At 62.8% G+C, this 26,901-nt stretch carries 31 protein-coding genes and 1 pseudogene; 6 read left to right on the forward strand and 26 right to left on the reverse strand.

What is annotated here, in order from left to right; translation table 11 throughout:
- Positions 1–71 precede the first annotated feature (71 nt).
- The 20 genes from AC3WP6_RS16510 to AC3WP6_RS16605 all read right to left on the reverse strand — a co-directional run bounded on the left by AC3WP6_RS16510 (position 72) and on the right by AC3WP6_RS16605 (position 14,635).
- Positions 72–1,301, reverse strand: coding sequence for an MFS transporter (locus tag AC3WP6_RS16510; protein WP_008217390.1), 1,230 nt, complete (start codon positions 1,299–1,301; stop codon positions 72–74).
- 36 nt (positions 1,302–1,337) lie between these two features.
- On the reverse strand, positions 1,338–2,033 hold the full coding sequence (locus tag AC3WP6_RS16515) for a cytochrome c biogenesis CcdA family protein (protein WP_008217388.1): 696 nt from the start codon (positions 2,031–2,033) through the stop codon (positions 1,338–1,340).
- Positions 2,034–2,116: 83 nt separating this feature from the next.
- Entirely contained in the window at positions 2,117–2,386 is a 270-nt protein-coding gene (locus tag AC3WP6_RS16520) for a thioredoxin family protein (RefSeq protein ID WP_008217387.1), read from the reverse strand.
- A gap of 15 nt (positions 2,387–2,401) precedes the next feature.
- Positions 2,402–2,824 (reverse strand): heavy metal-responsive transcriptional regulator, encoded by a 423-nt coding sequence (locus AC3WP6_RS16525; RefSeq protein WP_008217386.1) that lies wholly within the window; start codon positions 2,822–2,824, stop codon positions 2,402–2,404.
- 198 nt (positions 2,825–3,022) lie between these two features.
- A complete protein-coding gene (locus AC3WP6_RS16530) occupies positions 3,023–3,250 on the reverse strand; it encodes a heavy-metal-associated domain-containing protein (protein WP_008217385.1) in 228 nt (75 codons plus the stop codon).
- A 45-nt stretch (positions 3,251–3,295) separates the two neighbouring features.
- On the reverse strand, positions 3,296–5,773 hold the full coding sequence (locus AC3WP6_RS16535) for a heavy metal translocating P-type ATPase (RefSeq protein ID WP_008217384.1): 2,478 nt from the start codon (positions 5,771–5,773) through the stop codon (positions 3,296–3,298).
- The gene (locus tag AC3WP6_RS16540; protein WP_008217383.1) at positions 5,770–5,997 is read right to left on the reverse strand and encodes a heavy-metal-associated domain-containing protein; all 228 of its coding nucleotides are present in this window, start codon (positions 5,995–5,997) and stop codon (positions 5,770–5,772) included. Before AC3WP6_RS16540 ends, AC3WP6_RS16535 begins: the two co-directional genes overlap by 4 nt.
- Before the next feature lie 204 nt (positions 5,998–6,201).
- Positions 6,202–7,209 (reverse strand): CBASS cGAMP-activated phospholipase, encoded by a 1,008-nt coding sequence (locus AC3WP6_RS16545; protein ID WP_050984413.1) that lies wholly within the window; start codon positions 7,207–7,209, stop codon positions 6,202–6,204.
- Between the two features lie 14 nt (positions 7,210–7,223).
- Positions 7,224–7,436 (reverse strand): DUF3330 domain-containing protein, encoded by a 213-nt coding sequence (locus AC3WP6_RS16550; protein ID WP_157618250.1) that lies wholly within the window; start codon positions 7,434–7,436, stop codon positions 7,224–7,226.
- 59 nt (positions 7,437–7,495) lie between these two features.
- A complete protein-coding gene (gene merE, locus AC3WP6_RS16555; RefSeq protein ID WP_008217380.1) occupies positions 7,496–7,732 on the reverse strand; it encodes a broad-spectrum mercury transporter MerE in 237 nt (78 codons plus the stop codon).
- Positions 7,725–8,096: a mercuric resistance transcriptional repressor MerD gene (gene merD / locus AC3WP6_RS16560; RefSeq protein ID WP_008217379.1), complete on the reverse strand. Its 372-nt coding sequence runs from the start codon at positions 8,094–8,096 to the stop codon at positions 7,725–7,727. The genes merE and merD overlap by 8 nt, the downstream gene beginning before the upstream one ends.
- A 210-nt stretch (positions 8,097–8,306) precedes the next feature.
- Positions 8,307–10,028: a mercury(II) reductase gene (gene merA / locus AC3WP6_RS16565; protein ID WP_369501027.1), complete on the reverse strand. Its 1,722-nt coding sequence runs from the start codon at positions 10,026–10,028 to the stop codon at positions 8,307–8,309.
- Between the two features lie 303 nt (positions 10,029–10,331).
- Positions 10,332–10,811 carry an organomercurial transporter MerC gene (merC, locus tag AC3WP6_RS16570; RefSeq protein WP_439822714.1) on the reverse strand — a complete coding sequence of 160 codons (480 nt, stop codon included), beginning with the start codon at positions 10,809–10,811 and terminating at the stop codon, positions 10,332–10,334.
- On the reverse strand, positions 10,780–11,058 hold the full coding sequence (merP, locus tag AC3WP6_RS16575) for a mercury resistance system periplasmic binding protein MerP (RefSeq protein ID WP_369501028.1): 279 nt from the start codon (positions 11,056–11,058) through the stop codon (positions 10,780–10,782). Before merP ends, merC begins: the two co-directional genes overlap by 32 nt.
- 19 nt (positions 11,059–11,077) lie before the next feature.
- A complete protein-coding gene (gene merT, locus AC3WP6_RS16580; RefSeq protein WP_369501029.1) occupies positions 11,078–11,440 on the reverse strand; it encodes a mercuric ion transporter MerT in 363 nt (120 codons plus the stop codon).
- Positions 11,441–11,583: 143 nt separating this feature from the next.
- Positions 11,584–12,333 carry an HvfC/BufC family peptide modification chaperone gene (locus AC3WP6_RS16585; protein ID WP_369501030.1) on the reverse strand — a complete coding sequence of 250 codons (750 nt, stop codon included), beginning with the start codon at positions 12,331–12,333 and terminating at the stop codon, positions 11,584–11,586.
- Positions 12,308–13,183, reverse strand: a complete 876-nt coding sequence (gene bufB / locus AC3WP6_RS16590; RefSeq protein WP_492628822.1) for an MNIO family bufferin maturase — start codon at positions 13,181–13,183, stop codon at positions 12,308–12,310. Before bufB ends, AC3WP6_RS16585 begins: the two co-directional genes overlap by 26 nt.
- 8 nt (positions 13,184–13,191) lie before the next feature.
- Positions 13,192–13,476 carry a BufA1 family periplasmic bufferin-type metallophore gene (locus tag AC3WP6_RS16595; protein WP_037098559.1) on the reverse strand — a complete coding sequence of 95 codons (285 nt, stop codon included), beginning with the start codon at positions 13,474–13,476 and terminating at the stop codon, positions 13,192–13,194.
- Positions 13,477–13,690: 214 nt separating this feature from the next.
- The gene (locus AC3WP6_RS16600; RefSeq protein ID WP_008208779.1) at positions 13,691–13,912 is read right to left on the reverse strand and encodes a (2Fe-2S)-binding protein; all 222 of its coding nucleotides are present in this window, start codon (positions 13,910–13,912) and stop codon (positions 13,691–13,693) included.
- Positions 13,913–14,035: 123 nt separating this feature from the next.
- Positions 14,036–14,635, reverse strand: a complete 600-nt coding sequence (locus AC3WP6_RS16605) for a hypothetical protein (RefSeq protein WP_369501247.1) — start codon at positions 14,633–14,635, stop codon at positions 14,036–14,038.
- Between the two features lie 65 nt (positions 14,636–14,700).
- Between AC3WP6_RS16605 and merR the strand changes: the two genes are divergently transcribed.
- From merR to AC3WP6_RS16635, 6 genes and pseudogenes are all read left to right on the forward strand, one after another.
- The gene (gene merR / locus AC3WP6_RS16610; RefSeq protein ID WP_008211439.1) at positions 14,701–15,108 is read left to right on the forward strand and encodes a mercury resistance transcriptional regulator MerR; all 408 of its coding nucleotides are present in this window, start codon (positions 14,701–14,703) and stop codon (positions 15,106–15,108) included.
- A gap of 1 nt (position 15,109) precedes the next feature.
- Positions 15,110–16,057, forward strand: a pseudogene (locus AC3WP6_RS16615) (site-specific integrase); the annotation flags it as partial.
- 31 nt (positions 16,058–16,088) lie between these two features.
- Positions 16,089–16,370: a DUF4158 domain-containing protein gene (locus AC3WP6_RS16620; protein WP_008211442.1), complete on the forward strand. Its 282-nt coding sequence runs from the start codon at positions 16,089–16,091 to the stop codon at positions 16,368–16,370.
- A 395-nt stretch (positions 16,371–16,765) separates the two neighbouring features.
- Positions 16,766–17,098, forward strand: a complete 333-nt coding sequence (locus AC3WP6_RS16625; protein ID WP_008211444.1) for a cupredoxin domain-containing protein — start codon at positions 16,766–16,768, stop codon at positions 17,096–17,098.
- A 4-nt stretch (positions 17,099–17,102) separates the two neighbouring features.
- Positions 17,103–17,966: an FTR1 family iron permease gene (locus AC3WP6_RS16630; protein ID WP_369501246.1), complete on the forward strand. Its 864-nt coding sequence runs from the start codon at positions 17,103–17,105 to the stop codon at positions 17,964–17,966.
- A 60-nt stretch (positions 17,967–18,026) separates the two neighbouring features.
- Positions 18,027–18,827, forward strand: a complete 801-nt coding sequence (locus AC3WP6_RS16635) for a hypothetical protein (RefSeq protein WP_492628823.1) — start codon at positions 18,027–18,029, stop codon at positions 18,825–18,827.
- 80 nt (positions 18,828–18,907) lie between these two features.
- Here AC3WP6_RS16635 and cydB read toward each other — a convergent pair whose 3' ends face one another.
- The 6 genes from cydB to AC3WP6_RS16665 form a co-directional block, all read right to left on the reverse strand.
- On the reverse strand, positions 18,908–19,933 hold the full coding sequence (cydB, locus tag AC3WP6_RS16640) for a cytochrome d ubiquinol oxidase subunit II (protein ID WP_369501245.1): 1,026 nt from the start codon (positions 19,931–19,933) through the stop codon (positions 18,908–18,910).
- A gap of 1 nt (position 19,934) precedes the next feature.
- Positions 19,935–21,371 (reverse strand): cytochrome ubiquinol oxidase subunit I, encoded by a 1,437-nt coding sequence (locus tag AC3WP6_RS16645; protein ID WP_008211449.1) that lies wholly within the window; start codon positions 21,369–21,371, stop codon positions 19,935–19,937.
- A gap of 113 nt (positions 21,372–21,484) precedes the next feature.
- Positions 21,485–23,458: a heme lyase CcmF/NrfE family subunit gene (locus tag AC3WP6_RS16650; RefSeq protein ID WP_369501243.1), complete on the reverse strand. Its 1,974-nt coding sequence runs from the start codon at positions 23,456–23,458 to the stop codon at positions 21,485–21,487.
- Positions 23,459–23,748: 290 nt separating this feature from the next.
- Complete coding sequence (locus tag AC3WP6_RS16655; RefSeq protein ID WP_008211453.1) at positions 23,749–23,904, reverse strand: hypothetical protein; 156 nt, start codon at positions 23,902–23,904, stop codon at positions 23,749–23,751.
- A 123-nt stretch (positions 23,905–24,027) separates the two neighbouring features.
- Positions 24,028–24,678, reverse strand: a complete 651-nt coding sequence (locus tag AC3WP6_RS16660; protein WP_008211455.1) for a superoxide dismutase — start codon at positions 24,676–24,678, stop codon at positions 24,028–24,030.
- A 19-nt stretch (positions 24,679–24,697) separates the two neighbouring features.
- Positions 24,698–26,899 carry a carbohydrate binding family 9 domain-containing protein gene (locus tag AC3WP6_RS16665; RefSeq protein WP_369501241.1) on the reverse strand — a complete coding sequence of 734 codons (2,202 nt, stop codon included), beginning with the start codon at positions 26,897–26,899 and terminating at the stop codon, positions 24,698–24,700.
- Positions 26,900–26,901: the final 2 nt, after the last annotated feature.

The following is a 26,901-nucleotide window of genomic DNA, read 5'->3' on the forward strand; positions in this document are numbered from 1 at the left end:
CCCCTTCTTCAGAAGTGAGAGCCGACGCTCGGCGACGAGCGCGAGCAAACGATGCACTTCCCGGTCGAACACTAACCCCCGGATGACAGGCCTGTTGGTGTAGAAGGAATTTCGGTACGAAATAGCCAGCGGGAGCATACGGCAGCTGTCAGCTCAACGGCTGAAAATACGCCCAATGCCGCGCCGAAGCCGAAATGCAACACCTCGCCGAAAATGAGACTCCCCAGGCCGAAGCCCACGAACAGTGTGAATACGTTCAGGCCCATCGCCTGTCCCGGACGCTTGCCGCCGAGTGTTGTCACAATGCCGGCGAAGAGAGGCTGGGTCATGTCGTAGCCCAATGACAGCACCGCCGCCACGAGTGGCGCAAGCAGCAGCGGGAACCCGACGAGCAGCGCGGCAGCGGCGAGCGCGCTGAATACGAGCCCGATCGGCAATAACTTCGCACGCCCCCACCTGTCCGCCGCGCGGCCGATGACCGGTCCGAGCAGAAATCCCGGCACGCCGTAACCCAGCAACGCAAGGCCAATACCCATAGGCCCAAGGCCGTAGTGTCGCTGGAGATACACACCGAGCCAGGTGAAGACGCCGGAATGGAACATCGAATTCACGAAGACGTAGCCATACGTACGCCGCCCTCGCGCTGTCTCAAGCAGAGTCAGGTAGCCCCGAAAGAGCTCACCGACCGAGCCGCCGATTGGCTGCATCGCCCCGGCGATCATGCGGCGATAGGGCAGAAACAGACCAAGGACAACTCCCCCTGCGATCCCGGCCAGCAGGAAAAGTCCACGCCAGCCGATGAATGGCACCAGCATCGCGCCCAGTGGCGAGCCGAAGGCCATGCCTCCCGCCATCGCGCCGAACAGCCAGCCGAGGGGGCGGCCGCGCTGCTCGTAAGGAAACAGCTTGCTGACGAGAACCAACGCGAGTGGCACGACGCCACTGGCACCCACACCTGTCAGCACACGCCATAGCGCGATCTGACTGACGGATGTCGCGGTCGCCGTCAACGCTGTCAAGATCGCGAAAGCCGCCAGGGAGGCGAACATGACACGATTAACGCCCACTCGATCAGCCAGCAGGCCATAGACCAGGGTGGCAACGCCGTAAGGAATCAGGTAAGCCGGTACCACGAGACCGACCGCTTGCACCGACGTACCGAAAGCACTTGAGAGTGCTGGGATGATCGGCGCGACCATGTAAGCCTGGAAAAAAATAATGAACGTGGCGGCCGCGAGCATCCGCAGCAGGCGCTCCCGTTCGTGATGGTCGGGGCCCCGGGCGGTGGTGTCATGTTTCACGTTGAATTCCTTGCTACGTCAATCGGTCAGCTTGGCCTAACCCGCCAGTTGGGGAATGACAAAAAAATACGCGTTCAGCATGTACAACCCGGCCAGCACCAGCGTGATCGCACCAGCCACCTCGAATGCCTTCTGGTAACGCTGAAGTATCGCGAGACTCTCCAGCCAGCCCACCGCTGCGGCGCCCAGGATGACGGGGACTGCCCGCCCCATCGCAAACGCAAACAAGAGTGTCGCGCCGAACAGGGGCGATCCGATACCCGCCGCGACACCGAGCAGCACCACAAGCGCAGGCGTGCAAAACGGGCAGACCGCGACGGAAAAGGCGGCGCCCAATGCGGCAGCCCCCCAGCCACTGCTGGCCCGTTTTCCGCGAAGCGAAATCGATGGCAACGGCAGCCTGATCCATCCAGGCCACATCAACCCCAGCAGAATCAGTGCGGGCCCCAGGACGAGGCCCCACTTCCGGTCAACCAAGTGTGCTACCCACTGTCCCCCAAAGCCGGCAATCAGCCCCAGTAACGTCTGGATGACCACCATCCCCAGAACGAACAGGCCGCCGTAGAGGATTGCTGTTCTCGGTTCGCGCGACTTCGTGACGTAGGCGAGCGAAACCGGAATGGAGGCCAGTGCGACCGGATTGAAGGTGAACACAAATCCCAGCAGAAAGCCGATCCCGAGCGACGCCAGGCTTGCCTGCTCAAGCGTCGCACGCAGTGACTCAATATTCATGTGGTGCTCCCAGAAGGTGTTCCGGTTCTATCCCGGGCCGTTGTCACGCCGACCTCGCGCGTCATCGTTGCGGTGGCAATGACTCACATGCGTTCACGTTCAAGTCGCCGCGCCAGTTCGTCATGAAGCTGGGCGGCGCTGGGCAGTTTCGGGAACACGAGCTCGCCGTCAATCGCCATCGACGGTGGGGTCAACACCCCGAGTCGCACGGCGTAATCCAGTTCATCGAGCAGGTTCACGTCGCGCCACGTCACCCGCTGCGCGAACGCCTGGGCGATGGCTTTGAGGCTATCTCGGCTGCGCTCGCAGTGGCTGCAGCCCGATGTCGAAAACACTTCAATCCTGATGCTCATGGTTCGCGTTCCGAATTAGTGTGGCTCGTGCTGCTGGTTTGCCATGCTGGACTCCAGTGCTGCCAGAATGGGGCAGTCGTCCACCGGCTTGCCTTCGTCCGTGCAGATCTCGATCAGCTCGCTCAACGCCTGGGACATCGCTTGCATCGTCTTGATCTTCTGTTCGAGCTGAAGCTTCTTGCGGATCGCAAGGCTGCGTACGTCACTGCAGCACGAGCGGTCGTCGGCCTTCATCTCAAGCAGTTGGCGGATTTCCGATAGCGTCATGCCGCAGTGCTGGGCGTGTCTGATGAAGTCCAGGCGGCGCACCGCGTCCTCGCCATACAGTCGATAGCCGGCTTCGCTCTTTTTTGCGGGGATCAGCAGGCGTTCATCCTCATAGAAGCGGAGGGTATCGGTGCTGACGTCGGCAAGCTTCGCCAGCTTCCCGATGGTCATTCCGGCGCGCGCCCGAGTTACCTCGCCACGCGGGTCGGTCCGGCGCCGAGGCTCGGGTGCCGGACTTCCTTCTGGAGATGCCTTCGCACCAGCAAGGTCTCGCTTGCTCGAATTGATGGGTGTTCGCACGTATGGTTCTCCAGTGGCGGCGATTCCAGGCTGTATACCCGGTTCAATAAAATGCCGCGGACCGGCCGTTCAACCGACGACCCGGGTCTCGTAACCGGCCTCGCCCAGGCATGCGGCGAGTGCGGCCGGTTCGACCGCCGTCGTGTCAAACAGGACGTTGATACGCTGGTCATGGGCCTGTGCATGCACCTGCCGTACGCCTCCCAGCGGCGTGAGCAGACGCGTGACACGCTGCTCGCATTTCTCGCAGTTCAGGCGCTGGTCGCCGATGACCTCGAATGTGATGGACTTGAACATCGCTAAAATCTCCAGTAATGGTGGGGCACGCGCCGCTTGACGCTTTTACGCGTGACTGGTTTTCTTCAAGGATGCGACCGCATCGGATGGCCTCTGGGGCGGGTGCCCAACCGCCCGGATGGCTTCGAAGAAATAGTCACCCCGACCCCATAACGAGTTGATAAAGATCGCGGTCACGCTTGCGGCCATCGCGACCATGCCCCATATCGGATAAATCAGTCCCGTCGCGGCCGCGGGAATCCCGATGCCATTGAACAGGAAGGCAAGCGAGACGTTTTGCACGATCTTGCGATAGCTGTTGCGACTGACTGCATAGGCCTCGAGTACTGCGCCGAGCCGCTGGTTGAGGATGATCACGTCGGCCGACTCGATCGCGATGTCAGCGCCACTCCCGAAGGCGATGCCAACATCGGCTTGCATCAGTGCCGGTGCGTCGTTGATGCCGTCGCCGACCATCGCCACCCGTGCGCCCTGCTGCAGTTGCCGGACCAGCGCCGCTTTCCCGGCCGGTAGCACACGGGCATGCACTTCCTCTATCCCGGCGGCATGTGCAAAATGGTGTGCCGCCTGCTCGTTATCACCGGTGATCAGGCTGGTGCGAATGCCAAGCGCGTGCAGGCGGCGCACGGTATCGGCCGCGTCAGGCCGCAGCGCATCGCCGAGCGCCAGTACACCGAGCAGAACGCCGTCGCGCGCAACACCGATCACGGTCAATCCGCGCGCTTCCAGTTCATTGATGCGTTCGTCGTGGTCCGCGAGATCCACGGCTTCGGCCGCGAGAAACGACGGGCTGCCGACCATCAGCGTCGTGCTGCCCAGCTGCGCGCGGACGCCCTGGCCGGTGATGGCCCGGAATCCCTCGACTTCGGGCAGCGCAAGATCACGTTTAAACGCTTCCTCCACCACCGCCCGCGCGAGCGGGTGCTCAGAAAAGGCCTCTACCGCTGCGGCAAGCGCGAGCAGTTCGTCCTCGGTGCCGACCGTAGCGACGATCTGCCGCAACGCGGGGCGGCCTTCGGTCAGCGTGCCGGTCTTGTCGAACACCACGCGGTTCACGCGTCGCAGCGCCTGAAACGCTTCACCGGTGCGCATCAGAACGCCGCGTTCGGCCGCTTCGCCCGCTCCGCGCACGATCGACAACGGGGCCGAAATCCCCACCGCGCACGGATACCCCATCACCAGCACGCTGAGCCCAGCAAACACCGCCCGTTGCAGATCCGGCGAGGCGCCGACCAGCAGGGGGCCGACGAGCCAGAACAGGGCCGCGGCAGCGGCGATGAACAGCACGAGCGGTGTGTACACGCGCAGCACGCGATCCACCAGATGCAGCAGGCCGGGTTTGAGGGCGCGGGCGTCCTCGACGCTGCGAATCACCTGCCTGAGAAAGCTGTCTTCCCCGACCACACTGACACGCACGAGCAGCGTGCCGTGTCCGTTCAGCGCGCCACTCACGACCCGGTCTCCGCTGCGTTTGTCGACGGCTAGCGGCTCGCCGGTGACGAGTGATTCGTCCACGTCCGATTCGCCCGATTCGACCTTGCCGTCAACTGGCACGCGACCGCCCGGGCGGATACGCACCAAGTCGCCGACGCGCACCTGTTCGAGCGGCACCTCGTGTTCTTGACCATCCCGGACGAGATACGCGACGTCAGGCTCAAGGTCCAGCAGCTTCTTGACCGCCTGCGAACTGCGGGTCTTGACGATCAGCGACAGCCATTCGGAAAAGATGTGATAACTGAGCACCATCACGGTCACGGCGAAAAACGCTTCCGTCGGATAAGCGACCGGATGAAGCGCCAGGCCAATCGCCCCGCCGGCGAGGCCCGCGAACGCCCCGAATTCCACCAGCACATGCTGGTTGAGGATGCCGCGCCGCAGCGCCATGAAGGCCATTCTCACAATGTGCTGGCCCACCCCGAAGATGAGCGTCAGGGCGAGTGCGCCGGTCAGCCACGGGACGGCCGCGCCGAACACGCCGCGCAGCTTGAAATAATAGATGCCCGCGCCGAACGCTGCGAGCAGGGTCGTACCGACGATCGCCCGCTGCAGCCCGTAGCCACGCAACACGACGAAGGCAAAGGCGACCAGACTGACGAGAGAAAACACGCAAAGCACAAACCAGGCGCTGTCGACCGGATAGCCGACCAGACCCATCGAGGCGATGCTGGCCGTCAGGGCGGTCAGGAAGCGGCCACGCTCGCGCACCAGCGCGCGTTCTTCTTCATCGTACGGACGCAGCTTGCGTGGATCGGAAACCGTGTAGCCAATGTCCTTGAGCGTCTGCAGCAAGTCCGCGGCGTCTGCGACTTGGGGGTCATACTCGATCAATGCCTGTTCATGGGTCAGGCTGACGGCGACCTTGTCGACGCCGGGTCGCTTACCCAGTGCCTTTTCGATCGTGCCCGTACACAGCGAACAGTGCAGGCCACCGATGCGCGCCCGGATGCGCCGCCGGCCTGGCAGGCTGGAAGGCTCTTCACTCCAGAAGCGCGGAGCCGATTCAATGGACGTTGCAGTAGTCATGACAACACCTCGACATGGAAGCCCAGCTCATTCAGCCTCTCGCGGATCTGGCTGGCGGTGAGCAGTACCTGGTCAAACGCGACCACCACGCGCTGCGTGCCGGCGTCGGCGGTCACGTGCTGGACGCCTGGCAGGCGCTGCAGCGCGAAACGAATTCGCGTCTCGCAGCCGCTGCAGTGGATTTTCTCGTCACCGGTTACGGTGAAATCAATCCGCTCTGTCATCAAATCCTCCTTCCAGTTTGGCTTGAGTTCGACCGTCGGGTAGGCTCTCTATCGAAATCCCCTTCGCTTGAATCGGAGCAGGCCAAAAGGCCAGCTGGATGACGGTATGCCCATGCTAAACCTTGGGGTTAACTCCAAAGTCAAGAGAAATCGAACTAACGATAAGGGGATCGTTGCCCGTAACGCGTGAAGGCCATTCATGCTTCAGAACGCAGCGATTCGGGTGCGTAGGAATGTCTCATCCAGTTCGGACAGTTCCGCCAAGTTCTTCAGTGCTGGCAGGTGGCGTACCTCATCCATGGCCATCGGAAAATCCAGGTGAGGATTGATGCGGTGGTAGGCCGAGCCGAGCAGGCCTGCCGCCAACAGATTGATGTACTGCGACTGGCTTTCGTTGACGACGCTGTGGAAATGCGCGCCCCAAGCCAGGCGCCCACCGCTACGCAAGCGATCCGGGTCGTAGGGCATAGCGCATTGTTCGCCGGTGCCCACCGACAGCACGGCCAGTTGTTCCAGACAGGTGGTGCCAAGATCGTAAGGCGGTGCGATGCCGCGACGACTCGGGCGGCCGAACCGGAACGCCTCGACCACACCCAGCAGTGCGGGATTGTTGGCATACAGCCCACCGTCGACGAGGTCGGTCAGATGTTCCATCGAATGGGCAGCGAAGAAGGTCGGCGCAGCGGACGTGGCCAGCGCCAGTTCGGCGAGGCGATCATCGTCGTGCCATACCCCTGGCTTGACATAGTCGCTCCGAAACAGATGAGGTCGAGCGTTGATCAGCGAGACGGCAGTAACGCAGACATCGGTCTGCACCTCAGCTAGCGTCAGGTCGCCGAAAAAGGCTTGCATGGCCTCACGTAACGCATCGCTACGGTAACGGGGGCGGAAGTTCCCGATCCACCCGAAGCGCCGAATCGCTGAGCCGAAAATGCGTGGCAGATGTGCCTCGTACAATACCGATATCTCGCTCACCGGTCGGCCGAGCGCCAGGGCCAGCGCGATGATCCCGCCGGTCGAGGTGCCGCAGATCAGGTCGAACCGAGCACTCAAAGGAAGCACGACGCCAGTCAGCGTATTCAGATACCCCTCGACACGTTCGAGAATCTTGAGGGTCAGGTATCCGCGGGCGCCACCGCCATCCAGCGTCAGCACCGAAAACAACGGAGTTGCGGTATCAGCATGTGGCGTTGGGGGCGGCACGGGATTCATGGGTGACAGGGCGTTTAGCTCTGAGCCTGATCCGTCTTGTTACTTTCCGAAGAAGGTGTCGCCGCCGGCACCGTTTCGTGCTCGGCGCGCGCCGAGAAACGCTGCAAGCACGCCGGGCCGCAGAAGTGCGCGACGTAGGCCATGCCTTCCGGCGTCAGCGCGGCGCTCAGCGGGATCTCTGTGCAACAGATCGCGCAATTGACGGTGGGGGCGTGGAGCGTATTCATGGGGAGGTCCCCCTGCGGTCGAGGTCTCGTGATCAGCGCACCGTCGGCCGGTGACACGGTCATGGCCGCTTCCGCAAGGCGCGCAACGCGCTCGTCAACGACAGAATGAATAGTGTGGCTAACCCGAGGATGGCAACACCGAAGTGGTTGCTGAGCGCAGCACCCGCAGCTGTCCCTGACAGGAGGAGTGCCAACAGCGGAAGGTGGCAAGGGCACGTCAGCAAGGCGAGCACACCCCAGGCGTAGGCTCGCCCATGCGAGGTGTGTGTTGTTCCGTTGAGATCGGTATTACGCATGGGTGCCTTCCGCTTCAGCACGCGAAGACTGAGCAGTCACCATCGTCACCAACTGCCGGTCCAGCAGCGCCAGCGTCTCGCGTCGCGCCGCAATCCACAAATGTAGGCGTGCCAGGCATCCCTCGACATCGGTGGTACCGCGGTCCAGCGCGTGACACAGGCGAACCAATTCATCCAGGCCGATGCCGGCCTCGAAGGCCATGCGCACACAGCGCAGCCGCGCCAAGGCTGGGCCGTCAAAGATGCCATAGCCACTCTCTGTGCGCCACGCTGGGTGGACCAAGCCACGCAGCACGTAGTCGCGCACTACGTGAACGCTCACGCCAGCGTCCTGCGCCAGTTTGGATATCGTGTAGGCGGTCACGGTCGTCTCGCTTCGATACACGCCTTGCCGCGTTCCTCGTTGAAGGAACGCGGCTTCAGGAAGGCAGCGCGGCATGCCGTGCTGCAAACCGGTTCGGAATCCTGTCCGTCCTCAAACGCGAACGCCGAGTCGTAAGGAATCCACGTACCGCAAACAACGCACTCGACCACTGGCAGGCTGCAACAGCTCATGGCTCTACCTTCCTTTCGGCTATCCCGCGCAGCACGACAGCTGTTTTACATCCTTGGTGAAGGTCTGCGCCGCCAGCTTCAAGCCCTCGACCATCGTCAGGTACGGGAACAACTGATCGGCGAGCTCCTGCACCGTCATGCGTGCCCGGATGGCCAGTGCGGCAGCCTGGATGATCTCACCCGCTTCCGGCGTGACCGCCTGCACCCCGATGAGCCGGCCGCTGCCGGCCTCGGCGACCAGCTTGATAAACCCGTGGGTGTCGAAGTTGACGAGCGCCCGTGGCACATTGTCCAGTGAAAGCGTGCGGCTATCCGTCTCGATACCTTTCAGGTGAGCCTCCGCTTCGCTTAGGCCCACGGTTGCGACCTGGGGCTCGGTGAACACCACCGCCGGCATGGTCGTGAGATCCAGGGCCGCCTCGCCCCCCATCATGTTGATGGCGGCACGCGTACCGGCGGCGGCCGCCACGTAGACGAACTGCGGCTGGTCGGTGCAATCACCTGCGGCGTAGATGTGCGTCGCACTGGTTTGCATACTGCGGTCGATCACGATGGCGTTCTGGGCATTGACGGCAATACCCGCGGCATCCAGCGCGAGACCGCGCGTATTGGCGGTCCGACCGGTCGCCACCAGCAGCTGATCGGCACGCACTTCACCGTGCCCGGTAGTGAGCACGAATTCGCCGTTCACGTGCGCAACCTGGTTCGCCTGCGTGTGCTCCAACACCTCAATGCCTTCGGCGCGGAACGCGGCCGTGATGGTCTCGCCGATGGCTGGATCTTCACGGAAAAACAGCGTGCTGCGCGCCAGGATCGTCACGCGACTGCCCAACCGAGCAAACGCTTGCGCCAGCTCCACCGCAACCACTGACGAGCCGATGACAGCGAGCCTTGGTGGAATGGCACCGCTCACCAGTGCTTCGGTGGACGTCCAGTATGGCGTTTCCTTCAAACCCGGGATGGGCGGAACCGCCGGGCTGGCACCGGTGGCGATCAGGCAGCGATCGAAGGAACCCTCCGTCTCATCTCCTGCCGTCGATTTGACGACCAGCGTGTGTGCGTCCTTGAAACGCGCTTCACCACGCAGCAGTTGGATGTTGGGGCTGGTGTCGAGAATGCCCTCGTACTTGGCGTGCCGCAATTCGTCGACACGACCTTGCTGTTGGGCGAGCAGTCGGTCACGCCGAACCACTGGCGCCGTACTGGAGATGCCGTCATCGAACGGACTGGTCCGGCGCAGGTGCGCCACGTGCGCGGCACGGATCATGATCTTTGAGGGCACGCAACCGATATTGACGCAGGTACCGCCGATGGTGCCGCGCTCGATGATCGTCACCTGAGCGCCAAGTTCCGCGGCCTTTAGAGCGGAAGCCATGGCCGCGCCGCCGGTGCCGATGACAGCGATACGCAGACGCTGCTCGGCATCGGTGGGCTTGGTGCCGACATCGCTGCGGGACTTGAACAGACCGCCCAACGAGTCCAGCGCCTGGTTGAGCCTGGACGGCTTGGCCGCAGGTGTGTCGGCGTGCGCTGATGGAGCTGCGGCGACCCGGTAGTTTTTCGGCAAGGTCGCGTTGAGTTGCTCCAGACTCAATGGCTGGATGCTGCGGATATGCGCCACACCTTGTGGGTAGGCGACGTCGGCCACGACGATGTCAGTGAGCGTCTTGAGCGCCTTCTCGACATGCCGAGCACAATCCGCGCACGTCATGCCGGTCACGGAAAGGGTTTGTTCGTTCATGATGTTCCTGGCAGATAGGGGTGTGCCGCTTCGGTTTCGAGCAAAGCGGCCCACCGTTGAATCGATAGAAAGGTCATACCAACATCGCAGTCGCGGTATGGCCCGATCAGCAGCAATAGGGCACTACGACGATCAACAGAAGCACGATGCCGATGACGATCGCCGCTGTGATGAGGTCGGTTTTCTTGGCAATCAGCCACACCTTCATGTGTTTCATCTCCGGATGTCATGCCGAGGGGGCTGGTCGCTGGCTATTCGCGGGCGTGATCCAAGAACCCGCCAGTGGAAGGTCATGGCGGCCACTCAGCAACAGCTGGGGTCTCGGTTCGCTCCGCCGTGACCTTTTCCCGGCGGGGATACCAGATCCCAGATCGATACCGCGACCATCAACACCAGACCGGGATAGAGCAACCACGCCGTGGGCAACCCCATGGTGCTCATGAGCAAGGCGGCCGCCAGCACCAGGACGGGACCGATCATGCCAAGGATCATCCGTGGCCATTGCCGATGACGAAGTCCGCCGATCACATTGGCCAGCAAGGCGATGACGGCGAACAGCGGCAGCAGGTAACGGATGAACACGCCCTCGTACTGGCTCAAAAAGCCCAGCCCGATGGCGGCACCCAGGCTGGCGAGGGCGGGAAAGCACGCCGCGCAGCCCATCGCTGTGACGATGGCGCCGATCACGCCGGCTTTGTCGGCCGTGCGCGTTAGAGGATTAGGAAGGGACATGGGAATGGCCTTGGACGCTTCAGTGCTTAACGGTGGAGGGGTAGCCCGCATCCGTCGTGGCGCTGACGAGTGCCTGGGTGCTGGTCTTGGCATCATCGAAGGTCACAACGGCTTCCTTCGTGTCAAACAGGATCTCGGTCTTTTCGACACCGGGAACCTTGGACAGCGCTTTTTTGACGGTGATCGGACACGCGGCACACGTCATACCAGACACCGACAGGGTGGCGGTCTTCGTAGCCGCCCAGGCAGGCGCGGAAATGGCGGTGGCAAGGACGATGAGAGCGGCAAGTTTCTTCATGGGTGGATCCTCCGACGGGTCAGTAAAACAGCGGGGCGAGATAGGGAAAGATCAGCGCCACGAGCACCAGGGCTGCGACGATCCAGAACAAGACTTTGTAGGTGGTCCTGACCTGTGGCACAGCGCAGACGTCACCAGGCGCGCAAGCCGTGGCAGGCCGGTAGATGCGTCGCCAGGCGAAGATCATCGCGATCAGCGCAGCGCCAATAAAGTACGGGCGGTACGGCTCAAGCACAGTCAGGTTGCCGATCCAGGCGCCACTGAACCCAAGGGCGACCAAGACCAGCGGACCAAGGCAACAGGTCGACGCCAGTAGTGCGGTGATACCCCCGGCCAGAAGAGCGCCGGAACCTGTTTTCTGGATGCCTTGGGTATTTTTCATGGAGGGCTCTGCATGGAGGGGGACGCTATGGGAGCACTCTATTCGCGTACTTAGGTACAGAGTCAAGCGTCTGGGTTTCAGTGGGTGACCTCCGCGCTGTGGCCTGCACTGATTCCTGCCAAAGGGTTCTGTCTGAACACACATCAACCCGTTACGATCAGCTGATGTGTCAGCAAACTACGTAGACACACCGCGAGGTCGAATGTCGCGTCGATGGCCAGCGCCGCCACATGCGCGGTCTCCAAGTCGCGCGTATCGATCAGTGTGGCGATGCAGGTGAAGCTCGCCGCGTCCAACGCTGCCATCGCCACCTCATTGCCGTCGCGCCAAAGCGCGACCTGTTCACCGCGACCATCCAATTGCAGCCGCGCGCCCTCGGGCGCGGTGGCGTAACGCCAGATCGTCAGCACCGGATGCGCACTGGTCAGCAGGTGCAAGCTGGGATGCAACCGCACGGGCAACGATAGCGTGTCATCGAGCGTGGCCGGGGCCAGTGGCGATGCTTCAGCGGCCAGTGCGGACTGCTGGCGTAGCCACTCCAATTGCGCCACATCAGGCAAATAGGCAAGTGCTGCCGCTTCGGGCATCGTGGCCAGAAACGCGGCGAAGGCGCCGCCGAACGTCTGCAGGTTGCCGCGCGCCGACGGATGGTGCAGGCGATAGCGCATCGCTGCGGCCTCGAAGAAGGCCTCGCCGACCAGGGCCCGCACCGCGGGGTATGTGGCGCACAGCGTTTCGATCTGCGTACTGGCGATGGCGTTGCTGTAGACCTGCAACCGCGCAGCAGGCGTGAGGGCGGCACCGACGACCCACTGCGCGAGGTCGCCGCCACGATCGAGCATGGCGTCGGCGAAACCGCGTTGCAGCTCAAGCAGTGTGGGTGCGGTGACCATTGAGCAGGGCCTCGGCGCGGTCGGCTTCCGCCAGCAACACCTCCAGTTCAGGGATGTCCTGATCCCACTCGATCAGGGTGGGCACGGGGCCGACCAGGTCCAGCGCCTCGGCGTAGAGTGCCCAGACTTCGGCATCCACCGGTCGGCTGTGGCTGTCGATCAACAACGGTGCCGCGAGATCGGTCTTGCGGGTGAAGCCAGCGAGGTGGATCTCGCGCACCGCCGCGCGCGGCATCGCACGCAGATAGGCATGCGCGTCGAAGCCGTGATTGACGCTGTTGACGTAGACATTGTTGACGTCGAGCAGCAGGCCGCAGCCGCTACGGCGTATCAGTTCGGCGACGAACTCCCACTCGCTCATCTCGGCGTGTTGGAACGTGAGATAGCTGGAGACGTTCTCGACCAGGAACTCCCGGCCCAGCGCGTCCTGCACCTGCTGCACGCGCGTCACCATCAGGTCCAGCGCCTCCCGGGTGAACGGTAGCGGCAGCAGGTCGTTGAGGTGGATGCCGCCGATCGCGCCCCAGCAGATGTGATCGGAAACCAGCCCCGGTTCGAAGCGTTGCACCAGCGCACACAGCGTCGCCAGATGCTCGTCGTCAAAGGTGTCGGCCGATCCCAGCGAGAGGCCGACACCGTGAAGGCTCAGCGGATAGTCGGCGCGCACATGCTCGATTGCCGCATGCAGTGCTCCGCCGTCGGCAAACAAATTCTCACTGTGCACCTCGAACCACGCCACGCGCGGACGTTCGCTCAACACCCGCTGCAGGTGTGGCGCACGCAGACCGATCCCGACTCCAGAAGGAGCCGAGATCGGTCGCGCCGCGAGCGTTCTCGCGTCGTGCATCATCGCGTTGCTTAGCCCTTCAGTGCCGGTTCGAGTTTGCCGCCGTCGATCTTCTCGCACAGGCCCTTGGGTACCGCGACGAAAGAGTTTGGATCGCGGGCTTTGGTGTCCTGGCCGGCGCAAGAGTGGCCTGCTGCTTTGCAGTCGTTCTTCTGCGCCGCGTTGATGCCGTAGCACTTCTCCATATGACTCATCGACATCGTTTTGCTCTGCATGGCTGCAGCCGATGCGACTGTGGTCAGACCCAACGTGAGTCCTCCCGCCAGAACGGATTTCAGAATCGATGCGGTGTTCATTCTCAACTCTCCAGTACGTGGCCAGAAACACTCCGGCCTTCTTAGAAGGTGACACGCGGAACTCATGCGGAAACATTTCCCATGTCGACCAGCGACATCCTCATCTTCGAATCGCGCGACCGGTCAATGCCCGCTATGGGTACAGAGCCTACTCCCGTACTTTGGTACGACATCAAGCGTGGATTCCAGGACCCACGGGAGCCTTGGCCGATGCCTACTGTCCATCTTGACCCGGCATGAGATGGAAGGTCGGATATGCGCATGCGATTTCCGTGATGATGTCGCTTAGCAGCCGGCGTGCTTCCTGTTCGCAGCCTCCGCAGCCACCCGAGCAACCGGTGAGCCACTGCAATGCTTCGAAACTGCGCACCCCTGCCACCACCGCGTGGCGAATGTCCTCCTCGGTCACGCTGTTGCACACGCAAATGTCATTCATGATCCAGCTCGCGTGGCGGAGCCGTCCTGTCGTAACCTGAGACGCAGCGGATCGCAGACGTCGGCCCCGCATTAGCCTGAAGCACGGAGTCGTATCCACGATCTACGGCGCGAAGTCGGCACGTCAACCCGCGCCCTCGGGGAGGAGCGCAGCGGGCGTCAACCACGCATCCAGCCGCGACCATGCCTGTGATCCGAGATGCTGCTGGAATGTGTTTCGCGCCACCCCGAGTAGCCGAGCAAGCCGGGCGTCGATGGGCATGGCTTCGTCCGCCACAAGAACCTCTTGCAGCGCACACGCGAGATCGCATTGCAGCGCAGCCCCATCGGGCAACGGAACGCGTGCTTGCGACAGCCGCTGGATGAGACGGGCGGCGATGGTGTGCGCCTCTTCCTGACTGAGCTGATCGACCGTCTCGCGCTGGTACCAGTACGAAGGGTTCGGAAATGTGGCAAGCAACGTCGACGACGCCGCGGCAGCTACCAAAGCCACCTGGCTGTCACCGCCGAGGGCAGCACGCAGGAGACCGACCTGCTGGTTGACCCCAAGCTCACGCAGCCATTTGATCGCGATCACGTCACCGCGATGGTGCAGCCAAGCCTCTGCAATATCAGGGTGAACCTCTAGGCGTGCCAAAACGGGTTTGGCAAGGCACCCGCAACCGATCTGCGGCACCGCCTCGCACACAAGCGGCACCGAGTAGATGCCAACGGACACGGACATGGGCTTCTCCAAAGGGATGAACCGGGCGTAAGCTACTTCCGTAGTCATATACGGAGTCAACCGGTATGGGAAGCAGTTCAGAGCCATTGACCATTGGCTCGTTTGCCAAAGCCGCCGGGGTCAACCTGGAAACCATTCGGTTCTACCAACGCAAGGGCCTGCTCCCGGAACCGGATAAACCGTATGGCAGCATTCGGCGTTATGGTGGTGTGGATGTCGCCCGGGTGAAATTCATCAAATCCGCGCAACGGCTGGGTTTCAGCCTCGACGAAATCGCGCAGCTGCTCACGTTGGAGGATGGCACCCATTGCAGCGAGGCGGCGGAGTTCGCCGCGCGGCATCTGGTCGACGTGCGCGCGCGCCTGAAAGACTTCAAGCGCATGGAGACGGTTCTGTCCCGACTGGTGGCTCAGTGCGACTCGCATCACGGCACGATTGCCTGTCCCCTGATTGCCTCACTGCACAGTGGCTGAGATGAGTGCTTCTCCGCCACCGCCGTCGATCGATCGGTACCTCGCGGCCGCCACGCGCGCCAATACGCGACGCAGCTATGCGTCGGCGGTGCGTCATTTCGAAGTTACCTGGGGTGGCCACTTGCCGGCCACTGCCGACAACGTGGCGCGCTATCTGGCCGCCTATGCCGGCACGCTGTCGATCAATACGCTCAAGCAGCGCCTCGCTGCACTTGCGCAATGGCACACTGCGCAGGGCTTTGTCGATCCGACTGGCGCACCCGTCGTGAAACAGGTGCTCAAGGGAATCCAGGCCCTGCATCCAGCGATGGAAAAGCGGGCTGAGCCTCTGCAACTGACCCAACTGGCCAAGGTTGTCGATTGGCTCGACCTGGTCATCGAAGGTGCGCTTGGACGGAGCGACGGTGCCGCCGCTCTTCGGTACCGGCGTGACCGCGCCCTGATTCTGCTCGGCTTCTGGCGAGGCTTCCGCAGCGACGAGCTGATTGGCCTGCAGGTCGAGCATCTTCAGCTCGTGCCGGGTCAGGGCATGACCTGCTTCCTTCCACGCACGAAGGGCGATCGTCAGCACGCGGGCACCACGTTTCGCGTTCCGGCGCTGTCGCGCTGGTGCCCGGTCACGGCCACGATGGAGTGGATTGCCGCCGCGCAGCTCATCCAGGGGCCGTTATTTCGCCAGGTCGATCGCTGGGGACACGTGCCGGAACGCCCGCTACACGCCAACAGCATCATTCCGCTGTTGCGACGCTTATTCACTTTGGCTGGCCTGTCCGCCCCGGACCTCTACAGCGGTCACTCGTTGCGCCGGGGCTTTGCCGGCTGGGCCAATACCAACGGCTGGGATGTGAAAGCGCTGATGGAATACGTCGGTTGGAAAGATGTGCACTCGGCCATGCGCTACATCGACGGAAACGATCCGTTCGCGCAGGGTCGCATAGAACGTGGGCTGGCCGACATAGTTACCTTGCACGTGAGACACGATGACGGCTAATACCCATCGCCTGGCGATCCTGACCAGCGAAGAGATCGACGATCTCTACGGACGGCCGCGTTTCACCGACGACGAGCGCCTGCTGTATTTCGACCTGAATGCCTCCGAACAGGCCGCGGTCGCGGCGCTCCGTGGTTCGACCGGCGTGTACTTGGTGCTGCAGCTGGGTTACTTCAAGGCCAAACGGCAATTCTTCGATGTTGAGCGGGACGACGTCCGTGGGGATGTGCTGCACATTCTCACACGGCATTTCCCGGGCAGAAAGCACTGAACTGCGGCGAGGCCTATCATCGCTTCCGTCGCGCGATCGCCTACGTCAACAGCGGGAAATTCCGCGTGCAAACGGAAGCGGACTTGCATGCGGAAGAGGACGCGCGCCACGCCAGTACAACGAAAACGCGAGCCGATGCCTCGCTGCAGAAATAAGTGACGTGCCATCCCTGTTGGCAAGCGGCCAGGCTGGATGTAACGCGATAGGCAGTAGGGCGACGGCGAATCAGGCCTTTCGTCTGCAATGGTCGCCCGTATTCGGGAGCGATGCTGACCGAAGCTAGGAATCACCACCTGCCGCTAGTGATTGGGCTTACCCCACCCAGATCAAAGCATACGTTTGACATGTCAAATGGGAATAGTTATCGTTTGCAAACTCTCCGCGGAGCCCTTCCCATGAAGCATCCCTTTCTTGTCGCGGCACCGATGCTGCTGGCTCTCGCCGGCACGGCGGCAGCCAACGACCTGCCGGAATACACGCTGGTCATCAAGAATCACGTCTATCAGCCCAGCAAGCTCAAGGTGCCGGCCGGCACCAAGTTCAGGCTCATCGTGAACAACCAGGACGCCACGCCGGAAGAATTCGAGAGCACGGATTTCAATCGCGAGAAAATCGTGCTGCCGAACAGCAGCATCACCGTCTATGTCGGGCCGTTGCGCGCGGGCAATTACGGCTTCTTCGGCGACTTCCATCAAAGCACGGCCCAAGGCCGGCTGATCGTGGAGTGACGCGATGCCTGGCGTAGCCTTGCTGGTGTTTCGTGAAGTGATGGAGGCGGCACTGATCGTCTCTATTGTCTGTGCCGCCACACGCGGTGTGGCGCGACGCGGGCTGTATGTGGCTACGGGCATCGGGCTTGGCATCGCCGGCGCCCTGCTGGTGGCGATGGGAGCTTCCCTCATCTCTCGCCTCGCGAGTGGTTCTGGTCAGGAGGTCTTCAACGCCTGCGTGTTGTTGTCGGCCGTGCTGATGATCGGCTGGCACGTGGTATGGATGTCCAGCCACGGTCGCGAACTGGCGCAGCAGATGAACGCGGTCGGCAGCGCCGTCAAGGCGGGCTCGAGCTCGCTGACGCTGCTGCTGGCGGTGGTGGCGATTGCGGTGCTGCGCGAAGGCTCGGAGATCGTGCTGTTTCTGTATGGCATGGCGATCGGCGGCATCGGCACGGTCGGATTGACTGGCGGCATGGCGCTGGGCGTCGGCGGCGGTGCGCTGCTCGGTTTCGCGCTGTACTTCGGCCTGTTGCGGATACCGATGAAGCATTTCTTCCAGGTCACCAACTGGATGCTGGTGTTGTTGGCGTCGGGGCTGGCCTCCACAGCCGCGCGCTTCTTCGTGCAGGGCGATCTGCTGCCGTCCTGGGGGACCCAGGTGTGGGATACCTCCTGGCTGTTGTCGAACGGTTCGCTGGGCGGCCAGACACTGGGCATCCTCGTCGGCTATGACGCCAGCCCGGCGGGGATCCAGCTGGTCTTCTACGCGACCACGTTGCTGCTGTTGGCTGGTGGCATGCAGTGGCTGAACCGCGCCGCGCCAACCCCCTCTTCACGGACGCGTTCACTGCTCCCGGATCCGGCTTCCGAGTCGTTGCGCTAACCCATCCCCTTTTGTTGCACGCTCCCGTCCGGCAGCTGCCGCCGGACGGGAGCGTGTGTCTTGAACCATCAGCCAAGGAACCATCCCGTGTATACATCCTTCGCTCGGAAATCTCCGGCCCTGCGACGTCACGGCCGCGCTCGGCATTCACGCACCCTGGGCGTGGTGGCCATCCTCCTGCTCGCCACTGGCGTCGTCCGGGCAGACGACTTCATCGTTTATTCGCCGCACGTCCTCGCCACCCAGTCGGAGATCGAGCTGCGCGGTTATAGCTATGGCGATCCACGCGCCGACTTCAACGGTGGCCGCGCGGCCGAACTATCGATTTCCCACGCGTTCACCGATTGGTGGAAGCCGGAGATCTATCTTGCGCGGTATGAGCGGGCACCAGGAAGCCGCGGGCGCTTGCTGGGCTACGAGTTCGAGAACACGTTCCAGTTCACACAGCCGGGTGAATATTGGGCCGACTTCGGGTTTCTGGCCTCGTACGAGCACCAGATCATTGCCGGCAAACCCGACGCCGTCGAGTTTGGACCGCTGGTTGAGAAAACGGTGGGGCGGTTCACCCACCGGTTCAATGCCATCTGGGAGAAGCAGGTCGGCGCGGGCGCCGCTGGCAAGTACGAGTTTCGCTACAGCTATTCGGGCACCTATGCAGTTTCCGCCGCTTTTCGCCCCGGCATCGAAGCCTATGCGCGGCCTGCGGATCGTGCGTATCAGGCCGGTCCCATCGTTGCCGGCGAATGGCATGTCCCCGGTACCACCAGCAGCCTCGAATACCGTTTCGGCGTGGTGCTCGGTCTCAATGCCACGGCGCCGCGGCGAACGTGGCTGGCCCAGGTGGAATACGAGTTCTTCTGATCACGATTGAATAGCGGCGTATAAGTGTCGATCCTCTATATGCGACCGCTGCGATCGCCGCCAGCCCATCGGGTCAGCGGTCAGTACAGATGCTCGGCGTCGGGATCGATCTTGCCGCGAAAGACGATGTACTGGTAGACGTTGTAGGTAATCATCACGGGGATCAGCATGCCGATGCCTATCAACATGAACACCAGCGTGCTGCTGTCCGCGCCGCCCGCGTCGATGGTCACGTAGCCCGGCACGATGTACGGGAACCAGGTGGCGGCCAGCCCCGCGAACGAGAACAGAAAAATCATCATGGTCCATACGAACGGCGCCAGTTCGTACTGACGCTTTAGTGCCCGCAGCAACATGAAGAAACTGAGTATCGATAGGGCCGGCAGCGTCGCGAAATAATAGATGTCGGGCGTGCTGAACCAGCGTTTGAATATGGCCGGATAGTGCAGCGGTGTGACCACGGTGACTACCCCGGCCACCGCCAGCATCAACCACGCCAGCCATTGCCCGCGACGATAGAATCCGTCCTGCATCTCGCCCGTGGTCTTGATGATCAGATAGGCCGAGCCCAGCATGCTGTAACCGGATGCCACACCCAGCACGACAATGGCGCTGAACGGTGACAGCCAGTCCCAGACGCCGCCGGCGAATTCACCGTTGACCACTTTGACGCCGTTGAGCAGTCCGCCCAGCGCAAAGCCCTGCGCCACGGCCGCCAGCAGGCTGCCGACGCCGAACATGGCGCCCCAGAACGACTTGCGTTCGGACAGTTCGTGAAACTCGAACGACACCCCGCGCAGCATGAAGCCCAACAGCATCAGCATGATCGGAATGTACAGCCCCTGTAGCACGGTGCCGTATACCAGCGGAAAGGCGCCAAACAGCGTGCCGCCAATCACTACCAGCCAGGTTTCGTTAGCGTCCCAGATGCTCCCCAGGCTGGACATCATCACCTTACGGCGGCGATCACCGACGAACAGCGAGAGCACACCGACACCCAGATCAAAGCCGTCGAGCATCACGTAGAACACCAGGAACAGGCCGATGATCAGAAACCATACGGTGGCCAGTACGTGGTGCAGGGCGGCCGGATCGCTGAAATCCATGTCAATGGTCTCTCTTGAGTTTCGCGCTGTCCGCTGCGCTGCGCTTGGGCGGTTGCTGGCCTGAGACCGAGCTGAGCAGGGTCGGTGGTGGATCAAAACTCGGCCCATGTTGCAGCGTGCGTCGCATGAACTTGAGTGCGGTAAAGCCGATTACGCCGTAAAACAGCAGGTACATCACCAGCGACCACAGCACCGCGTCGGCGGGAAGCTTGCTGACGCCCTGGCTGGTGCGCATCATGCCGTACGCGATCCATGGCTGGCGGCCTACCTCGCGCGTCAGCCAGCCGGCCTCCAGCGCGGTATAGATCGCCGGAATGGCCAGCATCCAGCCGCGCAGCAGCCATTTGTTTTCGCCGATGCGGGCGGCGCTCATGCTCTCGCGCTTGCGCCACAGCCGCCACAGCGTCCAGAACGCCATCAGCACGACAAACACGCCGGCCGCCACCATCACCCGGAATGCGTAGAACGGCACCATCACCGGCGGCTGATCCGCACGCGGGATGTCGTCCAGGCCGATCACCTTGCCGTGCAGCGTGTGCGTGACCACCAGGCTCAGCGCATCGGGAATACTCACTTCCCAGTCGTTCTTCTGCTGCGCCCGATTGGGCCACGCGAGCAACGCCCACGGCGCACTGGTGCCCGCGGCATTGGTCTTCCAGTGGGCCTCGATGGCAGCCAGCTTGGCCGGCTGGGTTTGTTCCAGCGCGCCGCCGGCGGAGTCACCGATAATGATCTGCAGCGGGGCCACGAAGAACAACGCCAGCACCACCCACTTGAACGCGGGCTGGAAAAATTCCTTGTGCCGCCCGGCCAGCAGGTAATACGCGCTGACGCCGGCCATCACCACCAGGCTCAGCTCGATGCAGGCCATGAACATGTGCCCGAAGCCGTGCGGCAGGTCGGGGTTGAACACCGCCGCGAACCAGTCGGTGATCACGAACTTGCCGTTGACCAGTTTGACGCCCGCCGGCGTCTGCATCCATGAGTTGGCCACCATGATCCAGAACGCCGACAGCGAGCTGCCGAACGCCACCATGCTGGTGGCAAACAGATGCGTCTTGGGGCCAACCCGGCGCCAACCGAACAGCATGATGCCGAGGAAGCCCGCTTCGAGCATGAACGCCATCGCCGTTTCGAAGCCGAGGATGTTGCCCATGAAGTCGCCTGATGAGGTGGAAAACGGCGCCCAGTTGGTGCCGAAGGCAAACTCCATCGGGATGCCGGTGACTACGCCAACACCAAAGTTGATCAGAAAGATCTTGGTCCAGAATCTTGTGTGGTGATAATAGAAAACATTGCGCGTCTTGACCCACGCCGTTTCGGTACCCAGCAGCACCAGCGCCAGACCTATCGTCAGCGGTGGCCATAGGATGTGGAACACGGCATTGACGCCAAACTGCACGCGAGAAAGCATTTCCGAGTCATGCAACCAGTCCACGACGGACCTCCGATGGATGCAGTGGATCATTGGCGGCCTGCGCAAACTGCCGCTGGTCGGGCTGCCGGCTGTGCGCGGCAGGATGACCTGGACGTTCGCGGCCTACAGCCGGTTCATGCGCGGGTTTCCTGCAGCTGCAACGCGCTGAGCGGCTCGCCTTCGGCGATCCGCTTGAGCCGGAAGCGCTTGTCCGCGGCGCAGGTGAAGCCGCCCAGCATCATCAGCAGGCCGCCGCCCCAGATCCAGCGCACGAACGGTTTGTAGTACAGCCGCAACGACCACGCACCCTCGATGTTGCCGGCATCCATCGGCTCGCCCAGCGCCACATACAGGTCGCGGAAGAAGCCGGCGTCCACCGCCGATTCGGTCTGCACCTGGCCGCGCGGGTAGGTGCGCTTCTGCGGCGTCATCACCGCCACCGCGTGGCCGTCGCGGGTCACCGTGATGGTGCCCTGGTCGGCGCGCCAGTTGGGCCCGGTGGTGCGCTGCACGCCGTCGAAGCGGAAGTCGTAGCCGCCGATGTGCTGGGTCTGGCCCGGCGCCATGCGCACGTCGCTGGTCACGCCGAGCGCCTCGGTCAGCAGCACGCCGGCCACGAACACGCCCACGCCCAGGTGCGCCAGCAGCATGCCGGCCAGCTCGGCCGGATAGCGCTTGCCGCGCGGCATTTCGCGCCAGCGCTTGAGCGCATACAGCAGCACGCCGACGCCCAGCCACACCAGCGCGGCCACGCCGGCGATCGCCTTGAGCTTGCCATCCACGAAGAACGCCGCCACGATCGCGCAGGCTGCGGCGGCGATGCCGGCGCGCAGCAGCACCGGCTTGAGCAGCGATGCCTCGCCCTTGCCCCAGCGCAGGAACGGACCGAACGGCAGCAGCAGCACCACCGGCAGCATCAGCAGCGGAAACAGGAAGCCGAAGTACGGCGGCCCGACCGAGATGCGACCCAGGTGCATGGCATCGCCGATCAGCGGAAACAGCGTGCCCAGCAGCACCATCGCGGCGGCTACTGCAAACATCAGGTTGCCGATCAGCAGCACGGTCTCGCGCGACAGCAGCGCAAACGGCTTGCCGCCGGCCACCTTCGGCGCGCGCAGCGCGTACAGCAGCAGCGAGCCGCCCACCACGATGGTCAGGAAGGCGAGGATGAACACGCCGCGGCGCGGGTCCGAGGCAAACGCGTGCACCGAGGTGAGCACGCCCGAACGCACCAGGAACGTGCCCAGCAGGCTCAGCGAAAACGCGAAGATCGATAGCAGTATCGTCCACGCGCGCAGGCTGCCGCGCTTCTCGGTGACCGCCTGCGCGTGGATCAGCGCCAGCCCCACCAGCCACGGCATGAAGCTGGCATTTTCCACCGGGTCCCAGAACCACCAGCCGCCCCAGCCCAGCTCCGCGTAGGCCCACCAGCTGCCGGCCACGATGCCGCAGGTGAGAAAGCCCCACGCGATATTCGTCCACGGCCGCGCCCAGCGCACCCAGGCCTGCTCCATCTCGCCGCCGAGCAGTCCGGCGATCGAGAACGCGAACGCCACCGAGAAACCGACGTAGCCCATGTACAGCACCGGCGGGTGGAAGGTCATGCCGGGGTCCTGCAGTACCGGGTTCAGGTCCGCGCCGTCGCCGGGCATCGGCAGCAGCCGCCCGAACGGATCGGAGGTGAAGATGGTGAAGGCGAGAAAGCCCACCGCAATCAGGCCCATCACCGCCATCACGCGCGCGGCGAACACCTCGGGCAGCTTGGTGCTGAACGCCGCCAGCGCCACCGTCCACACGTTGAGGATCAGGATCCACAGCAGCAGCGAACCCTCGTGCGCGCCCCACACCGCCGCGATGCGGTAATACCACGGCAGCTCCAGGTTCGAGTTCTCGGCGACGTAGCGCACCGAGAAGTCGAAATGCAGGAACGCCCACACCAGGATGCCGAACGCCATCGCCACGAATACCGCCTGGCCCGCCGCCGCAGGGCGCGCCACCGCCATCAGCGCGCGATTGCCGCGCCAGGCACCGATCAGCGGCAAAACGCCCTGCGCGAGCGCCAGCAGCAGAGCAAGGATCAGTGCGAGTTGGCCGAGTTCGGGGATCATGCGGGCGCGCCGGGTGCGTGGAATGGGTGACGTGTAACGATGTAGTACAAGGTCATCAGCATGGCCTAGATCCAGCGAACCAAAGGCGATCAGAGATGACAGTCTTAGTGATTTCCCATCCCTCGCTCCCCGTTTCGTTGATCTTATTGTTGGCGGCCGCCTTGGCTGTGGCGTCATTCAGCTCTTCGGGCATATAGGTTTCATCTGTTCTGGTCATGAGAATCAAGTCAGGTCTCTGAAAGCGGTACATCATGGATTGGCTTATTGGCGTCTCAAACAACTGGATCAGCTCATAGGAATCGAATCACAGCACCGAGGCCGGCGCAGATGCCGAGCGTCCACACCATGCCGATGCGGAAGCGCAGCATGGCGATCAGGGCGCCTGCGGCCAGCAGCAGGACCGCAGGGTTCAGCCTGCTCCATCGCGGGATGTCCACCTGGATCAAGATGCATCACCGCGATCTGACCAGCGAGGCCGCTAAAACTCAGCCATCCGATCTTCGCCCACACCCGGGTGGCTTGCGCGAGGCTGACGCGTGGGATGGAGGCGACATCGATCGCTTCGGGTATCAAGAACCCGCTTCCTTGACGAGTGTGCGGTGCAATGTCTGCGCTTGCGCGAAGCGGTGGTTGACTTCGTCCCACTGCACGTTGGCAAAGAACGCATCGATGTAATTCAGCGCTGCGGCGCCGTAGTCCATTTGGTAGGAGTGCTCGTACATGTCCATGACCAACAGCGGCAGCGCAGTTTCGAGTACCTGTGTGTGATGGCCCGACCAAACCGTGCGTAGTTCACCCGTCATCAGTTCGAATGCCAGGATCGCCCAGCCACTACCACCACCAAGGCTGGCGCCGGTAAGGCGAAAGTGTGTTTCCCAAGCATCCATGCTGCCGTAAGCGGCCGCGATGGCCGAAGCGATATCGCCAGCAGCGCGACCATCGCCACCCAGGTTGCCAAAGTACGCTTCGTGCAACGTCATCGAGTTGCGATACATCAACTCGTGTTGACGCAGCCCGCCGACCACAAAAGCGGGGGTGTCTTTGGTGACCTGCGCCAACTGCTTCTCAAGGTTATTGAGGTTGCGTACCGCACCGCCGTAATTGTTTTCGTAATGGGAAACAATCAGTTTTTCTGACAGCCTTTTGAGCGCGGTCGGTGCAAACGGCAGGGGTTTCAGAACATGCTTTCCCGCCAGAGCGGGCATGGTAATCGTGGTCATGGACTGGCTCCTGTCAAGTTCATTCGCGAAAATCCCAACGCAGCTTGGCGGTCACGACGTTGGCGACCGGCAAGCTGCGCGCGTTCGGGTCGGTCACGGGCGCCTCGATACCGTGATTGACAACCAAGAAAAAATCCCGCCCCGGCGCAATGGTCCATTGCAGCCTTGCATTGACGCCGATGTGGCCGGCGCTGGAGTCGTACTGCGCGAGCGTGGAGACGACGAGGTCGGGGTTGAAGCTGTAAGCGGCCTGGAGCACGTACAGGCGCCGGATGAAATGGCCCTGCGGCAGGTAGCCGAAATCCGTCTCGTTGCTAAACTTGAGCGCGAGCTCGCCTTGCCAGGCGTTCCAGCTTATGAACGGCATGTACTGGGTCAGGCGGCCGCTGTAGAAACCGCCGATCTCGACCATGCTGCCGATGCGCCACGGTCGCGCCGCCGACGATTGCGCTTCAAAGTGATAGCGCTCGAAGTGATAGCGGCCGACCGGCAACGTAACGCCGGGCGCGATCTCGAAAGGCGCGGTCAGCGCTTCGTATTCTGGAATCCAGTCGAACTCGTAGTGCTCGCCTGATTGTGCGTCAACATTGAACGGTGCCGTGAAGATGCGCCGGGTCTGCGTGACACCATGCAGATCGTCCACCTGCAGGACTTCGAGTTGATAGAAGAACTGCCGCACCCAGTTCAGCGCAGGGCTGGTGGGACGCGGACGGTAGTCCAGATAAACGTCGTACTGGCGCGTACCGGGGCGTGGCAGGAAACCCAGCGCCGGATCCAGCGCATCGCCAAACACGTTGAAGCTGGCAAAGCCGCTCCATAGATCATTCGGATACTCCGCGTGAAGCCCCCAACCCGAATGATCACCCGGCAACGGATCGCTGGACCGCGCGGCCCAGCCGGACAGGGTCAGGTTCTTGTCGCCGCGGAAGCTCGCGGTGTGCCAGATGGCATCCACCCCGGCGAACTGGTTGCGGGACTGCCCGGTGGGATCGCCACGTGTCAGCAGGGTGCCGAGTCGCAGGTGCTGGTTGACGTCGTACATCAGCCGTCCGGCGAACAGGTTGGTGGGGCCACTGACACTGGAGCGCCCCGTTTCGACATTGAGCATGCCGATGGACCATGGACCCGCGGTTCCCAGCAGCTTGATGCCGCCGTCCACGCGCACGGGCTGACCATTCACCAAGCCCACCCGCCGCGAATAGAACGGCAGGAACGTGTCGTTGTCAGCAAGCCCCGCGCCGAAGGCGAACAGATTCGAGCCTTCGGAAAAGAAGCGCCGCTTCTCAGGGTAAAACAGCGAATAGGGCGTCAGGTTGACCTGCCGGGTATCCGCTTCGGCCTCGGCAAAATCCGGATTGACCGTCAGGATGGCGGCAAGGCTCGGGGTGACGTTGTATTGCAAATCGCCGCCCACCTGTGCCGCGGTGTTGCCACGAAGGCTGTCCTGACGCAGCAGCACATAGGGCTGGACGTCCAGGCCGTGCCCCTGCTGCAAGGTCGCGACCCCGGTGAGCGTGCCCATGCGGGAAAGGTCGAAAATATTCGCATCGAGCGTAATGCCCGCCCACTGCAAACTCAGCTGCTCGCGTGGCACGTAGCGCTGCACATTCATCCGCCACCGGTCCACGCCATGCGGAAATTGCAGGCTCTGAGTGTCGATCTCGATTTCGGCGACCCAGCCGTCGGCCGTGCGCCGCACCTTGGCATTCCAGATGCCGTCCCAGTCGTAGTTCGGCAGGGATGACGCGGGCGAAATCAGGCCGTCGGTGCGGTCGCCGCCCGCGTTCACCTGAAACACATAGCCGAGACGCTGGCTGTCGAACGGGTCAAGCACAATGGTGAGGTGATCGTCGTGCGTCTGGTCGCTGTCGCGCGCCAGCGAGTGGAGCGACAGCCGGCCCGGATCCGGATCAACGCAGGTCACCCCCAGGTACAAATGCTTACCGTCGGCGAGCAGGCGGATCTCGGTCCGGAAAGGCGTGGGCGCACCCGGATGCGGGTCCTGCTGAATCAGGTCGATCGCCGGGGCATGCGCCCATCCCGGCTCATCCAGTCGACCATCCAAGGTGATGCTGCCCTCGGCCACCATCCGCACACCCGCCTCGGGCGCCCCGGAAGGAGGCCCGGCGGTCAGTCCTTGTGAGTGAGCCAGCGCCTCCGGGATCGCGAGAATCACCCCCAGCGCCGCCCACCACGACGACTTGCGCGACAGGCGAAGCATGT

Source organism: Rhodanobacter sp. FW106-HT46G03, assembly GCF_058789895.1.

Bases quoted from the DNA above. Each gene is read 5' to 3' on its own strand.
- AC3WP6_RS16515 (WP_008217388.1), bottom strand. From the start codon at position 2,033: ATGAATATTGAGTCACTGCGTGCGACGCTTGAGCAGGCAAGCCTGGCG.
- AC3WP6_RS16520 (WP_008217387.1), bottom strand. From the start codon at position 2,386: ATGAGCATCAGGATTGAAGTGTTTTCGACATCGGGCTGCAGCCACTGC.
- AC3WP6_RS16525 (WP_008217386.1), bottom strand. From the start codon at position 2,824: ATGACCATCGGGAAGCTGGCGAAGCTTGCCGACGTCAGCACCGATACC.
- AC3WP6_RS16530 (WP_008217385.1), bottom strand. From the start codon at position 3,250: ATGTTCAAGTCCATCACATTCGAGGTCATCGGCGACCAGCGCCTGAAC.
- AC3WP6_RS16535 (WP_008217384.1), bottom strand. From the start codon at position 5,773: ATGACTACTGCAACGTCCATTGAATCGGCTCCGCGCTTCTGGAGTGAA.
- AC3WP6_RS16540 (WP_008217383.1), bottom strand. From the start codon at position 5,997: ATGACAGAGCGGATTGATTTCACCGTAACCGGTGACGAGAAAATCCAC.
- AC3WP6_RS16545 (WP_050984413.1), bottom strand. From the start codon at position 7,209: ATGAATCCCGTGCCGCCCCCAACGCCACATGCTGATACCGCAACTCCG.
- AC3WP6_RS16550 (WP_157618250.1), bottom strand. From the start codon at position 7,436: ATGAATACGCTCCACGCCCCCACCGTCAATTGCGCGATCTGTTGCACA.
- merE (WP_008217380.1), bottom strand. From the start codon at position 7,732: ATGCGTAATACCGATCTCAACGGAACAACACACACCTCGCATGGGCGA.
- merA (WP_369501027.1), bottom strand. From the start codon at position 10,028: ATGAACGAACAAACCCTTTCCGTGACCGGCATGACGTGCGCGGATTGT.
- merC (WP_439822714.1), bottom strand. From the start codon at position 10,811: ATGCGGGCTACCCCTCCACCGTTAAGCACTGAAGCGTCCAAGGCCATT.
- merP (WP_369501028.1), bottom strand. From the start codon at position 11,058: ATGAAGAAACTTGCCGCTCTCATCGTCCTTGCCACCGCCATTTCCGCG.
- merT (WP_369501029.1), bottom strand. From the start codon at position 11,440: ATGAAAAATACCCAAGGCATCCAGAAAACAGGTTCCGGCGCTCTTCTG.
- AC3WP6_RS16585 (WP_369501030.1), bottom strand. From the start codon at position 12,333: ATGGTCACCGCACCCACACTGCTTGAGCTGCAACGCGGTTTCGCCGAC.
- bufB (WP_492628822.1), bottom strand. From the start codon at position 13,183: ATGATGCACGACGCGAGAACGCTCGCGGCGCGACCGATCTCGGCTCCT.
- AC3WP6_RS16595 (WP_037098559.1), bottom strand. From the start codon at position 13,476: ATGAACACCGCATCGATTCTGAAATCCGTTCTGGCGGGAGGACTCACG.
- AC3WP6_RS16600 (WP_008208779.1), bottom strand. From the start codon at position 13,912: ATGAATGACATTTGCGTGTGCAACAGCGTGACCGAGGAGGACATTCGC.
- AC3WP6_RS16605 (WP_369501247.1), bottom strand. From the start codon at position 14,635: ATGTCCGTGTCCGTTGGCATCTACTCGGTGCCGCTTGTGTGCGAGGCG.
- merR (WP_008211439.1), top strand. From the start codon at position 14,701: ATGGGAAGCAGTTCAGAGCCATTGACCATTGGCTCGTTTGCCAAAGCC.
- AC3WP6_RS16620 (WP_008211442.1), top strand. From the start codon at position 16,089: ATGACGGCTAATACCCATCGCCTGGCGATCCTGACCAGCGAAGAGATC.
- AC3WP6_RS16625 (WP_008211444.1), top strand. From the start codon at position 16,766: ATGAAGCATCCCTTTCTTGTCGCGGCACCGATGCTGCTGGCTCTCGCC.
- AC3WP6_RS16630 (WP_369501246.1), top strand. From the start codon at position 17,103: ATGCCTGGCGTAGCCTTGCTGGTGTTTCGTGAAGTGATGGAGGCGGCA.
- cydB (WP_369501245.1), bottom strand. From the start codon at position 19,933: ATGGATTTCAGCGATCCGGCCGCCCTGCACCACGTACTGGCCACCGTA.
- AC3WP6_RS16650 (WP_369501243.1), bottom strand. From the start codon at position 23,458: ATGATCCCCGAACTCGGCCAACTCGCACTGATCCTTGCTCTGCTGCTG.
- AC3WP6_RS16660 (WP_008211455.1), bottom strand. From the start codon at position 24,678: ATGACCACGATTACCATGCCCGCTCTGGCGGGAAAGCATGTTCTGAAA.
- AC3WP6_RS16665 (WP_369501241.1), bottom strand. From the start codon at position 26,899: ATGCTTCGCCTGTCGCGCAAGTCGTCGTGGTGGGCGGCGCTGGGGGTG.